This is a genomic window from Streptomyces sp. NPDC020884 (genome assembly GCF_044333935.1).
Lineage (GTDB): Bacteria > Actinomycetota > Actinomycetes > Streptomycetales > Streptomycetaceae > Streptomyces.
The window spans coordinates 303,490-315,693 of sequence record NZ_JBIRRY010000010.1 but is presented as its reverse complement, the minus strand read 5'-3'; the positions used below and the strand labels follow the sequence as shown (position 1 = coordinate 315,693).

Sequence of the window (12,204 nt, the reverse complement as noted above, 5' to 3'; positions counted from 1 at the left end):
GGGCTCCTGCCCACGCATCCCAGAGCACGTTGACGCAGCAACCCACAGCACGACAAGAAGGAGCCGGAGCAATGATCGCGGTACCGGAGAAGCAGGCGTGGCAGGACCACTACGCCGAGGGGCGCGGTTTTCGCCCGGTGGGTGCGGTGGAGCGGGCCCTGCTCGCCGAGCACACCCCCGTGCCCGACGGTGGCGGGAGGGCCCTCGATGTCGGCTGCGGGACGGGCGAACTGGCCGTCACGCTGGCCGGCATGGGCTATGCCGTGGACGCGGTCGACTACGCCGAGGAAGCCCTCACCCGGGCGCGCGCCGAGTACGCCGAGGTGCCCGGTGTGCGCTGGGCGTGCCTGGACATCGAGCACGACCCCCTGCCCGGGCCCCCCGCCGGGGAGGAGGCCGGGTACGACCTGGTCGTGCTCCGGCTGAGCATCGCATTCATCCCGGCCAGGACTGCTGCACTGCGCCGGCTCGGAGCCCGATTGCGAGCGGGTGGCGCGGTCGTCGTCATCACCCCCCTTGCGGAGACCACGCCCGCCGAGCGGCGGAGCATCGCCCTGGACGAGAACGAACTGGGCGCACTCACGGACGGGTTCGGAGACGTCAAGCAGTTCGACGCGGAGGGACTCGCACTGCTGGTTCTGCGCGGGCCGGCCGATGAGTTCAGCGCGCAGGAGAAGGGGCGGCCCGAGCCGCAGGCCGTCTTCGGTGCTGCGGTGGTGGTCACCGACATGTTCGGTCGGGTCCTGCTGGGCCGCTCCACCCGGGGCATGTGGGAGCTTCCCGGCGGCCGCATCGAGACAGGCGAAGCCGCACCAGCCGCCGCTGTGAGGGAGTTGACGGAGGAGACCGGGCTGACAGCGCGCGTGGAGGACGCTCACGTCATCACCGTGCTGCACGACGACCGCCTGGACGTACGCCGCGTCACCGCCGTCGTCCGCATGACCCGCTGGGACGGTGAGCTCGCTCTGCCCGAGCCACATCGCTTCGTACGCTGGGAGTTCCACGACCTGAACACCCTGACGACCCTGGGCAAGATCTTCGCACCGAGCGCCCAGGCGCTGACCGCGGTGTGGCCCGGGGTGCTGCCCGGGCTCCCGTCCATCCACTCCTACGCATGCTCCCCCACCGCCCCGCCGGTGCCAGGGGAACCTGCCGAGGCGGCCCGGCTGCGCGAGCGGATGGCGGCCGCCGTGATCAGCAAGGGCTGGGCGCCCTCACCGCAGGTCCAAGCCGCGCTGCGCACGGTGCCCCGGCACCGGTTCGTCCCCGAGGCCCGACTCGAGACGGCCTACGACGACGACCTCGCCGTGGTCACGGTCCGCGAGTCACCCCAGACCGCGCTCAGCTCCGTGTCCGCGGCCTGGCTGCAGGCCGACATGATCGAGCAACTCCGCCTGGAGCCGGGGATGACCGTGCTGGAGGTGGGGTCGGGCGGGTACAACGCCGAACTCCTCGCGCACATTGTGGGCGACCGGGGCAGCGTGGTGACGGTTGACCTCGACCCTTACGTGGTGCGGCGCACCGAGCGTCTGTGCGCGGAGGCCGGAAGCGGCCGTGTCACCGCGGTCCTCGGCGACGGTGCCCTGGGGGCGCCCGCGCACGTTCCGGCGGGCGGTTTCGGCGCGGTGATCATCACCCACACCGCCACCGACATCGCCCCCGCGTGGCGCGATCAGTTGGCCGAGGGCGGGCGGCTGGTCGTCCCGCTGGACGTGGGCGGGTACACCCGGTCGATCACGCTGATCCGGAGGGGTGACGTCCTGCACGGGCTGCACTGGACGTACTGCGGGTTTGTCCGGGACCGCGGCGGTGCAGCCCGCTCCGTTCCCACCGCCGCCCTGGCCGGTGGTGAGGTCACCGTGCGGTGGGAGCTGGGGACCGCCGGCAACACGAGCGGCCTGGAGGAGGCCCTGCGCGGGGAGCGGTACGAGCTGAGTACGGGCCTGGTCGTCCCCGGTCAGTTCAACTTCGAGACGCTGCAGGTGCTGGCGGCGACAACTCTCCCCGGGTTCTGCCGGCTGACCGTGCCGTCCGGCTCGGAGCTCGTGACGCAGGAAGACGCGGCCGCGATCGTCGCCGACGGATCACTCGCCTACCTGACCCACGTCCAGATCTCCGACGGGCCCGAACCCGCCCACCGGCGCAGTGAGTTCCGCATCCACGCCTACGGGCCCGCGGGCCCGGAGTTGGCCTCACGGTTCGCCACGTGTGTCCGTACCTGGGACCGAGAGACCCGCGAGAGCGGCTACCCGTCCCTGAGCGTGCACCCCGCCGGCACGCCTGCCGACCGGCTGCCGCCCGGCGACATTGTCGATACCCCGGCCTGCCGGATGGTGTTCGGATGGCCCGGCCGGGTGCCCGCTCCCCGTCCCGACCACGAGACCGGGACCGTGAAGGCGGCGGCGGGGGCGTGATCATCTGGCTCAACGGACCGTTCGGCGTGGGGAAGAGCACCCTGGCCGCCGACCTGCACCGTGCCCTGAAAGGTTCGGCGGTCGCCGACCCTGAGCGCGTCGGCGACCTGCTCCGGAGCACCCTGAGCGGCCACGATCTCGCCCAGCGGGACTACCAGGACTATCCGCCGTGGCGGCAGGTCACCGCCACGCTCGTCACCAGCCTCGCCGCCTACACCGGCGGCCCCGTCATCGTGCCGATGACCGTCCTGGACCGGCACCACGCCACCGACCTGCTCACCCCGCTCCGGCAGACGGGACAGCCCGTGCACCACCTGGTCCTCCACGCCGATCCGGACGTCCTCCGGCAGCGCATCACCACCAGCGACGAGTTCCCCGGCGACCCCGTCCGCAGCGCAGCCGTACGCGCCTACCGCCGCCGCCGCGCAGCCGACTACCAGAAAGCCGCCGACTCCTGGATGCACGCCCACGGGCACGTCATCGACACCAGCACCCTCACCCCCAGCCAGACCCTCCAAACCGTCCTCGCCCACCTGCACACCACCTGACCCGCCCCGCCACAGAAGGACAGACGCTCGTATGACCACCAGCACGATCCCGGCCTCGGCCCCGGCTCCCGCCCACGGGCGAGAGCCGGGCCGGCCCGGGGCTGCCACGACCACGCCGACACCGGGGGCGGTGTTCGCACCCCCCCCCGAGGACCCGCACAACCGCATCCGAATGGTCCGGGCCCACGCAGCCGCGGCCGGCACCCTCTGCGTCCGGGCCCACGGTTCCCGCACGTGGGGCTTCAAGGGACGCACACTCAGCCGCCGCGCCGACGACCACCACTGGCTCCGGGTGGTCAGCGCACCACTGGACAAGGAACCCGGAATCCGCTGGGACGGAATAGCATGCGCCGACACCCTGCTCCCCCGGTCCGTACCCCGCCCCCGGGTCCACGACCTGCTGGAGTGGACAGACCGTACGCACCGCTACCGCGCCGAGCTGTCCGAGCACCTGCCCCGGCCCGCCCTCCAGTCCGGCAGCCCCGTACTCACCCGGGACCTCGACCTGCCCGACACCTGGTGGGCGGATCTGCGCGCCGCGCTCACCGTAACCGCCACAGTGCCGACCCGCCGCCAGGCCGGGCGCATGCGCACATCCTGGATGGACCGGCACTTCCATCGTCTCCTCGGCATCCCCTCCATACAGGTCACTTCCTGGACCACCGGGCACGGTGACCTCCACGCGGGCAACCTCCTGGGACCACCTCTGGTGATCATCGACTGGGAGGGATGGAGTCGAATGCCAGCCGGGGCCGATGTGGGGCTGTTTCACGCCTACAGCCTCCGTCGTCCCGCCACCGCCGCCCGGATCCGCGCAGCCTTCCCCGACACGTTCGACACGCAGGAGGGGCGCGTCGGTGAACTCGTCGCCCTGGCGCAGCTGCTCCAGGTCTCCGAACGCGGCGGGCATCCCGAGCTGACCCCACACCTGGCCCGGCGCGCCGAACAGTTCACCGGGGTGCCCGTCCCCTGTAGGTTCCGCGGTTTCGCGAGCTTTTCCGCGTGGTCATGGGCACCGTTCGGGCAATTCCGCTGTTCGGTGAGCAGGCGATCTCGCGACCTGCGTGTTCGTCGAACCAGCGGGCTCGACCCCTGGGTCCTTAACCGTGCTGCTGCTCATAATCGGTCGACAGAGGCAGTGCTCACGAAGCGCGGATTCCGGTGTTTCCGCAGGAACCAGTGCTCACCAACTCGCGGAACCTACATCCCCCTGCCTCCAGCGCCCGCCCTGTGAGGCTGCCGCCGCGCCACGCTCCGGCGCGGCACGCCCGGACCTTCGTCGCTACGGGCTGGCCTGACGTCGCCATCCTGTGCGCCGTCCGAATCGAAGGAAGTGCCCATGCTCCAGCCCGCTCTGCCGTCCCTGCTCGGCGTTTTCGCTCATCCCGACGACGAGTCCATCCTGGCCGGAGGTGTGCTCGCCCAGCACGCCACGGCGCGCGCGGCGACCGCCGTGGTCACCATGACCTGGTCGCCCACCAGCGTGCGGGCGGCGGAACTCGCCGATGCCCTGCGCGTCCTGGGTGCCGGGGCGCCGCGCATGCTCGGCTACGGGGACGCCCGCAACCCGCGTGCCGCGCCCGGCCGGACACGGCTCCTGGACGCGCCGCTCGACGAGGTGGTCGCCGCCGTGGTCCAGCAGATCCGGACCGTCCGCCCCGACGTCGTGGTCACCCACGACGCCCTCGGCCAGCTGACCGGTCACCCGGACCACCGCCGGACCCACCAAGCGGTCCTGCTCGCCGTGCAGGATGCCGCAATCGGGCAGCTTCACCCCGAGGCGGGCGACCCGTGGCAGGTGCACGCCGTGTACTGCGCCACCCACCCCGCCTCCGGCGTCGCGGACCTCGGCCCGCTGCTGCAGAACGTCGGCAAGCCGGTTCTGTCCGTCGACGATTCCGTCGTGAGCACCGTTGTGGACGTGACGCCCTGGCAGCAGCAGAAGGCGGCCGCGATTTTCGCCCACCGGGGTGAGGTCGCCAGTGAGCGTGCGCTGCCCGGTCTGCTCGCCCGCACGGACGAGGGGACACGGGAACGAATTCTGCGGACCGAGTACTTCATCAGGCTCACGCCCGGACCGCACCGCGACGACCCACACCAACTGACCGTATGAGCGCACCCGCCCCGCCTCGACAACCCACCGGCCCCTCCCGGACCAACCCACACCTCTTGGAGACACCGTGACGACCACCCCTGCCCCCACCGAACCACCCGGCAGCGCCATGACCGACGAGGCGTACGGGGACGTGCGCGCCTCCGCCGCGCTCTGGGCAGGCGCATCTGTGGTCATCACCAATGAGGCCGGTGAAGTGCTGGTCCAGGAAGTCGACTACCGCTCCACACGTCTTCTGCCCGGTGGCGGAGTCGATCCGGGCGAGTCGCCGGCAGCGGCAGCCTCCCGCGAGCTCATGGAGGAGCTCGGCGTCGAGGAGGCCGTCGACCAGGCCCTGGCCGTCGACTGGGTCGCCCCCGACGCGGCCCCCACGCCCGCGGCCATGCGGTTCCCCGGCGAACTCCTGACCGTTTTCGACGGCGGCACCTGGGACGAGGGCCGCATCGCCGAGATCCGTTTGCCTCCGAGCGAGATCACCGCCATCTCTTTCGTCCCCCCGGCGAGGCTGCCCGACCTGCTCTCCCCCACCGACGCCCGCCGCGCGCTGTCCGCGCTCCGCGCCCGAATTAACGGCGCGGGCACGGCACTGCTGGAGAACGGCCGGCCGATCGCCCCCACCGTCCTGGACCGCCTCAAGGTGCTGAGCACCGCGCCCCCCGCCTACCACTACTCCTGGTCCTGGTCCTGGCACCCCGGCGAAGCCCCGCCCGGCCACGACATCGCCCAGGTCTGGGCCTGGGCCTTCGCCCCAGACGGCCGGATCCTGGTCCTTCTCGACCCGGAGACCGGCACCGCAGTGCTGCCCGGCGGCAAGCCCGAATCACGGGACCAGGGCGACCCGGCCTCCACCCTGCGGCGCGAGTCCGACGAAGAAGCAGCCGCACGACTCGGAACGCCCCTCCTGATCGGGCACGTCGCCGCCCCCTCACGCCCCCGCAGTTGCCTGCGCTACGCCGCCGCCCTCACGGGCATCGGGCCCACCCGCCCCGACTCGGCCACCGGCACGACGTACACCCGGATCCTGGCGACGCCCGAGCAGGCGGTATCCCTCTTCGACTGGGGACCGCACACGAGCCAGCAACTCGCCGCCGTCCACCAGGCCCGCCAACGCCTCGGGATCCCCCGCGCCGCCCGCCAGGCCGTCACCGAACTCACCGGAACCACCTCATGGTGAACACCACCGCCCACCCGAACCGCCGAACCAGCCCGGAGACCACATGAACCACCCGCCCCGCCCGCCTGCGTACAGCCAATCCGCCTCAACGCCCCTCGCAGGAGTCGTATTGCCCAGCGGCGGCCGCACAGGCGTAGAGCCGGACCGCGCGGCGGAGCGCCGGACGGGCCGGTGTCAGTGCGGGCGCATCGCCTACGAGGTCCTGGGGCTTCCTGACGACCCCCACCTCTGTTCCTGTAAACACTGCGTCCGAATCTCCGGAAGCCCCGCCGTGCTCTGGGTCGGCTTCCCCCGCTCCACGCTGACGTGGACCAACCCCGACGGCCTTCCCTCCTGGTACTCGACCTGGCCCACCCTTCACAGAGGATTCTGTGGCGAGTGCGGCACGGCGCTCGTATCCGTGGCTGAGGACTCTCCCACGATCATGGTCACCGCATTCAGCCTCGCGGACCAGGACGGCACCGAGCCCGTCGGCCACAGCTACCGCGACCAGGCCGCTGCGTGGATGGCCATCACCCTCGCCGACCAACCGGCACCAACGCCCGCCGCACACTGAGAACGGCTCCAGACGCAGCCCGAGGAGACGACCGCATGGACCATTCGAACGACCACGGCCTCAGCCCGTGGCAGGTGACGGTCGGATCCGCTCAGCGACCGGGATCCGAACCGCCGTGCGCGGACGGGCTCCACGTGCACCGCAAGGGCGAGCGCGTGTGCGCCGTCGTCGTGGACGGGGCCGGCCACCACGAAGAGGTCGTGGATCTCGCCCGGCACGCACCGTCCACGATCGCCCTCACGGAGATGGTCGTGGGCGGTCTCGTCGCCCTGATCACGGCCGGCCGGATGACCGCCGCGTACGACCGGCCACCCCACATGTCCGCCGTTTTCGCCTCCATGGAGGCAGGACGCCCGTGCGGCGTTCACTGGGTCGGCGATTGTCGTGCCTGTGGCTGGGACGGCAGCAAGCTGCCATTGAGGCGCACTCAGCCCCGGCTCAAGGAGCGCAGGAGGGCAACGAAGCCCGATCGAGGTGACATGCAGAGGAGGGCAATGCCTGTGCCGACAGCTTATGTACGTGCTGGCGGTGGTGCCGGGGCGTTCTTGCACACAGGTGTCGTGCTTCTCGGTGACCGGCCGCGAAAGCGAAGGTCTCAGGGCGGGCGACGTGACGGCGACGCCCTGAGACCCTCAACGGCCGCAACCGAGCGGAGAGCGTTTTCAGACTGGTGCAGCTCCTGCATCCTCCCCGATCCCGGCGCGAAGAAGCGCCGACACACGGGCCACCATGAACTGCCGCCCCAACAGCCGACCCCTGATGCCGCTCAATCTGCCCACCCCTCAGCTGGCGCTGCCCGCCCGAGCTCGAAGGTGGCACCGCGAGTAAGAGGTGCCAGGGAGCGGCGTGGCGCATCGGTCAACAGAACGCCGCGGCAGGACGGGTGTGTCCTGCCGCGGCGCTCTTGCTGTGTGTCTACTTCACGTCGAGGTAGTCGCCCTTGGCCGAGACGGCCGGGGTGCTCGGCGTGCCGGCGAAGCTGTAGCGCCAGGTGCCGTCGGCCGAGGCCTTGACGGTCGTCTTCAGGGTGCCGGTCGAGCTGGTCTTGACCGTCTTGACGGTCGTGTAGCTCTTGGCGCCCTTCTTCTTGAACTGGAGCTTCACGGACTGCTTGCTGTAGCCCTTGTACGTGCCGGTGTCCCAGTTCGCACGGGTCAGCTTGCCGGTGACCGTGATGGTCTTGCCCTTCTTCACGGGCTCCGGGGCGGCGTTGACGGTCAGCTTCGAGAACCGCTGGACGCGGACCTTGGAAACCGCCTCACTGCCGAACTCCTCGCCCTCCTCCGTTACGGCCGATGCGCCGATGCGCCACCAGGTCGCGTCGGAGCTGATCATCGGGCCCGGGTCGAGGGTGATGGTGCCCTTGCAGGTCGTGGTGGTCGCGTTGACCACCTTGCAGGAGATCGACTTCCCGTTCGGGCCGAAGCCCAAGCTGTTCTTGTCGTCGATGGACTTGCCGATCCAGATGAACGCGGCAACACCACCAACGCCGGCGTCGGCGGTGGCCGTGGCGGAGAAGGGAACCGTCTGCTTTGACTTGGTGCCGACCACGATCGGCTTGCCGCCGTTGACGACCGCAGCGGTGACCTTCGGGGCGGCGACCTTCGCGGTCGCGCCGAACGCCTGCTTCGACTTGTCCCCGAGGCCGGGCTGAGTGGCCGAGAAACCGGGCTCCAGAGTCCAGGACCGCCCGTCATCGGCCTGCGCGGCCGGAACTGCGATAGCGGAAAGGGCAATGGCACCGGAAACGGCGGCCACCGTGGCACGAATTCGCATGTGTCCCCAAGGAGAAGTGGCCCCGGCCAGGTCATTGGCGTGGGGGCCCATTTGATCCGTGAGCCTCTTGGCTCACAGGATCAGATCGACGAGCCAGGCCAATGGTTGTACGGATAGCGACTATTTAGTGAAGATCATTCCGGCTGCCGCTTGGAAGGCGAGAACGGTCGCGCTGACAGAACGCGGGATGGACTCATGTCCCAACGCTCGGTGCGAGTTTCCCGGCTCGGTGGGCGGTCTCACTGCTTCGCGTCGACGAAAGCGTTGTCGACGACGACTTTCGGTAGCGGTTCGCTTGCCGTTGAGCAGGACCATTCGCTGGTCAGACCGCGGGGGGTGACCTTGTGGACTCGCACGTCGGCGTCCTCGGCGGAGCCACAGATGACGAGCTTGACGTCGGAGAAGTCGCGAACCCGGCGGGTCACCTCAACCGCGCCTGCCTGGTAGTTGGAGATGACCAAGGTGCCGCCGGGCACGCCTTGCCGATTAGCGTCACGAACGCTGTGGTGCCGGTCGGCCCACGAAGCTCCGGGCAGCACCACCGCACCGGCACCCTGGGTTTGTCGGCCCGCCCTGACACCATGGCGCTCATGAGCTACAACATTCCTTGGTGATCGGCTGACACGACCCTTCGGCCAGCTGCGGTGTGCGGGCGGCCGAAGGGTTGCCGGTCTCGGTTCAGCCAGGTGAGGGAGCCGGTGAGACGGGCGCGACGGCGTCATCGACCACGGCCTGCGGGACTTCAGCTGGTGGTTTCCCCTTCTTGATCCGGTCGACGACGGGGGCGATCGCGTCGTACATCCGCCGTGACAACTCCTCCACCGACCGATTCGCGCCCAGGCCGCCGCTGATGTCCTCCTCCAGCGTCTTGAGGTAGTCCACGAGCTGGGCGCCGGTGAGGGTGACCTCGACCAGGCCCCTCTCCCCGGCGGCACCGGCGAGACCGCGGGGCTTGGCGTCCTCGTGGGAGTCCTGGGTGGTGGCACCAGGCTTGGTGCGGTCCCACAGATCCTTGGTGCAGGTGATCTTGAAGGAGGCGACTCCGGCGGCTTTCTGGAGGCGCTCCGAATGTCCGGGAGGCGGGTCGTCCCCACAGCCGGCGACGAGGGCGAGAGCGGCGATGGTGGCCAGAGCCACGACGGTGGCGCGGCGGCTGCCGCGGAACGGGTTGATGAGCACCGGCTGATCATCGGTTCACGGCCGTATGGCCAGAGCGTGTTCGTCGCGAGCTCACCGGATCGGGTGACGAGACGGTCCGGCGGTCACCGTTTTCGACCATGCCCCTCGAAGGGCAGCCGCACCTGGTGTCGCCGTGTTCGCCTTCGAACGCCTGCGTGACCGCTCACGGGCGCATACGCTCCTCCGTAGGCCGCACCGACATGGAGTGTGTGGAGCAGGCCCGGTGCCTTACAGGTTTGGTCCTGGGTGGAGTACGACCGGTCCGCGAACGGCCCCGGCAGTCCGCGCGACCGCTGGGGCCGTTCCGCTGACCTGATTCCTGCCCTGCTGTTCACGGAGCTCGACACGGCGCGCGTGGGGACCACGTGGAACGGCCGGAGATTCACCAGCCGTGCCTACCGGGTACCGGCTGGACCGTAGGGTGGGCTGGAGCCGCACGACGCGGTCGCGCGAGAGGTGATCGAGGTGCCCCTGTTGTCCCGTAAGGACCTGGCGAGCGTCCAGCTGGAGAAGCTGGAGGTGGACTTCCATCACCGTCACCGGCTACTGGACCCCTCTGCACGTGGCGTGCAGAGGTGGGAGGTAACCATCGGTCTGGACGGACAGCGGGTGGGCACGCTGCATGCGGTGCGCGCCCTGTACTGGAAGTCGGACAACCTGCGTGAGCGGTTGGACGATGAGCAGTCCTTCTCCTCCCTGGTCGCCGAGCAGGTTCTGAACAGCGACGGCCAGTTCTCGGCCGAGTTCGAGGAATTCACCGAGGCGGTCTCCAGCCTGTTGGTGATCGACCGTCTCGACCTGCAGGAACAGGAGCCGTACGCCGACCCCTTGCTGGTCGCCGCGGTGGTGGCCGCTGTCGTCGACCGGCTCACAGACAACTACTTCGCCGTGGTGCTGCCCAACGAGGATGCCTCGGTTGCGGGGGCTGCGCTGCTGGCCGAGGCCGGGCGCCTGCTGGCTGCCCGGTCTTTCTCCGACGAGCTCCAGGTCATCGACACCGCCCTGGCCGCACCGGAGGAGGCCGCCCGCCGTGTGCGCGGCCAGCTGCTGACTATGGTCCGCTCCGGCCCCGACGCGCACGAAGGCGGGGAGGGTGCGTGGGAGGACGAGGAAGACGGCGAGGACGGTCAGGACATCAGCGTGAGGACCGCCGCGGTGCTCCGGCTCGCCCTGGACGAACTGGCCGCGCAGGCCTGGGAGGATGTCGCCGAGTTCGGGGACCGCCCGGTGGGCAAGGGGCAGGGGCTGGTTCTGGGGTCTTTGCCGCGGGTGACCTGGAGTCAGGGCGCGCAGTGGCGGCGGCAGATGGCGCGCTGTTTCGACGACCTGGCCGCAGACCTCGCCCCCGGTGCCCGGAGCGTTACCCCGGGGTGCACCGGGGAGGAGATGGCTCTGCACCTGGGTATCGCCCGGGCCCGTTCGCTGACCCTGAACCGGCCGGCGCTGGTGGACCGCGCCGTGGCGGAGCTGCCGGAGGGCCGCGACGATTACGACTGGAACTGGTGCTCCAGCGTTCTGTTCGAGGACCACGACGTGCTGATGCTGTTCGACGCCTCCCTCGACGGGATCGAGGACAGCGGCAACGACATCAACCAGGCCATGGGCATGGCCAACCTCGCGTCCGCCGACTGGTTCGAACCCTTCGACCCCGAAGAGAGCCGAGAGCCCGGCCGCGGCTTCCGCCACTCCTGACCCTGGGCGTATCCGCGCCGACTCCCAGCTCATCTGGGATATCCGGGCCAAGGACGACTGCTGCCAGCGCCCATGTCAGACAGGCTGCTGAAGCGGGTGAGCGGCGCTCGCCCCGGGCCGGGGCGGCTCAAGGGTACGAAGTGCTGCCTTGCTGGCGCGAGTAGTCCACCCGCATCCTGGTCCATCACCGTCCTCACTTCGTCCAGTGACCGGCCACACACCAGGTGTTCGCCACCAGCATCAGATCGCTGTTGACCGACAGGGTCTGGCTCTGATGGAGCGCCTTCCTCACCAACACGCTGAAGGCGATGCGCTGAGCCTCGGTGAGGACCTTCGCGAAGTCGTGGAAGCCGACGCCGAGCAGGCCTTCGCCGACTGGCGGCCCCGCTGAGACTCCCAGCCCCCGGGCGAGGGGCACGGGCACCGCTGCCCTGCGCTGCCCCTGGGGCCTGCCGAACCCGGACGCGACCGGGCCAGTGTCCGCCGATCCAGCCGCCGCGTTGCGGGACGTAGCGGCTGGGCGGGGCGCGTTCGTCCCGAACGCTGCCGGACATCCTTGGGCGTCACGGACTCGGCGTGCCATCGCGCACTGCGACACGCTCGGCCCTCCCCGTACCCTCTCCGAGGAGCAGGCCACTCTGATCAACGGGGCCCATCCCACCCGTTCGAGGGATCTTGTCCCAGCCTAGAACGCCCACATCCCGCCATAACTCACCACGCGAGCCGCCCCGTTCAGTCGAGGGCCACCAACC

General features: G+C 70.2%; 10 protein-coding genes and 1 pseudogene. 7 read left to right on the top strand and 4 right to left on the bottom strand.

What is annotated here, in order from left to right; translation table 11 throughout:
* The first annotated feature begins 71 nt into the window (after positions 1 to 71).
* The 6 genes from fxlM to ACH4UK_RS29220 all read left to right on the top strand — a co-directional run bounded on the left by fxlM (position 72) and on the right by ACH4UK_RS29220 (position 6,805).
* The gene (fxlM, locus tag ACH4UK_RS29245) at positions 72 to 2,414 is read left to right on the top strand and encodes a methyltransferase, FxLD system (protein ID WP_398361052.1); all 2,343 of its coding nucleotides are present in this window, start codon (positions 72 to 74) and stop codon (positions 2,412 to 2,414) included.
* The gene (locus ACH4UK_RS29240; protein ID WP_398361050.1) at positions 2,411 to 2,962 is read left to right on the top strand and encodes an AAA family ATPase; all 552 of its coding nucleotides are present in this window, start codon (positions 2,411 to 2,413) and stop codon (positions 2,960 to 2,962) included. Before fxlM ends, ACH4UK_RS29240 begins: the two co-directional genes overlap by 4 nt.
* A gap of 31 nt (positions 2,963 to 2,993) precedes the next feature.
* On the top strand, positions 2,994 to 4,196 hold the full coding sequence (locus ACH4UK_RS29235; protein ID WP_398361048.1) for a hypothetical protein: 1,203 nt from the start codon (positions 2,994 to 2,996) through the stop codon (positions 4,194 to 4,196).
* Between the two features lie 105 nt (positions 4,197 to 4,301).
* Entirely contained in the window at positions 4,302 to 5,075 is a 774-nt protein-coding gene (locus tag ACH4UK_RS29230) for a PIG-L deacetylase family protein (protein ID WP_398361046.1), read from the top strand.
* 67 nt (positions 5,076 to 5,142) lie between these two features.
* Positions 5,143 to 6,249: an NUDIX hydrolase gene (locus ACH4UK_RS29225; protein WP_398361045.1), complete on the top strand. Its 1,107-nt coding sequence runs from the start codon at positions 5,143 to 5,145 to the stop codon at positions 6,247 to 6,249.
* A 43-nt stretch (positions 6,250 to 6,292) separates the two neighbouring features.
* Complete coding sequence (locus tag ACH4UK_RS29220) at positions 6,293 to 6,805, top strand: GFA family protein (RefSeq protein WP_398361043.1); 513 nt, start codon at positions 6,293 to 6,295, stop codon at positions 6,803 to 6,805.
* 915 nt (positions 6,806 to 7,720) lie between these two features.
* On the opposite strand, the gene ACH4UK_RS29215 is transcribed toward ACH4UK_RS29220, so the two are convergent.
* From ACH4UK_RS29215 to ACH4UK_RS29205, 3 genes and pseudogenes are all read right to left on the bottom strand, one after another.
* Positions 7,721 to 8,581, bottom strand: a complete 861-nt coding sequence (locus ACH4UK_RS29215) for a calcium-binding protein (RefSeq protein ID WP_398361041.1) — start codon at positions 8,579 to 8,581, stop codon at positions 7,721 to 7,723.
* A gap of 314 nt (positions 8,582 to 8,895) precedes the next feature.
* Positions 8,896 to 9,083 (bottom strand): annotated as a pseudogene (locus ACH4UK_RS29210) (UDP-N-acetylmuramate--L-alanine ligase); the annotation flags it as partial.
* Between the two features lie 176 nt (positions 9,084 to 9,259).
* On the bottom strand, positions 9,260 to 9,760 hold the full coding sequence (locus tag ACH4UK_RS29205) for a hypothetical protein (protein ID WP_398361039.1): 501 nt from the start codon (positions 9,758 to 9,760) through the stop codon (positions 9,260 to 9,262).
* Between the two features lie 474 nt (positions 9,761 to 10,234).
* On the opposite strand from ACH4UK_RS29205, the gene ACH4UK_RS29200 reads away from it, so the two are divergent.
* Complete coding sequence (locus ACH4UK_RS29200) at positions 10,235 to 11,452, top strand: hypothetical protein (RefSeq protein WP_398361037.1); 1,218 nt, start codon at positions 10,235 to 10,237, stop codon at positions 11,450 to 11,452.
* A gap of 193 nt (positions 11,453 to 11,645) precedes the next feature.
* On the opposite strand, the gene ACH4UK_RS29195 is transcribed toward ACH4UK_RS29200, so the two are convergent.
* Complete coding sequence (locus tag ACH4UK_RS29195; protein ID WP_398361035.1) at positions 11,646 to 11,876, bottom strand: hypothetical protein; 231 nt, start codon at positions 11,874 to 11,876, stop codon at positions 11,646 to 11,648.
* Positions 11,877 to 12,204 lie beyond the last annotated feature (328 nt).

What these genes read in the sequence shown, in the direction of transcription:
- ACH4UK_RS29215 (WP_398361041.1), bottom strand. Translation starts at nt 8,581, where the DNA reads ATGCGAATTCGTGCCACGGTGGCCGCCGTTTCCGGTGCCATTGCCCTT.
- ACH4UK_RS29220 (WP_398361043.1), top strand. Translation starts at nt 6,293, where the DNA reads ATGAACCACCCGCCCCGCCCGCCTGCGTACAGCCAATCCGCCTCAACG.
- ACH4UK_RS29235 (WP_398361048.1), top strand. Translation starts at nt 2,994, where the DNA reads ATGACCACCAGCACGATCCCGGCCTCGGCCCCGGCTCCCGCCCACGGG.
- ACH4UK_RS29230 (WP_398361046.1), top strand. Translation starts at nt 4,302, where the DNA reads ATGCTCCAGCCCGCTCTGCCGTCCCTGCTCGGCGTTTTCGCTCATCCC.
- fxlM (WP_398361052.1), top strand. Translation starts at nt 72, where the DNA reads ATGATCGCGGTACCGGAGAAGCAGGCGTGGCAGGACCACTACGCCGAG.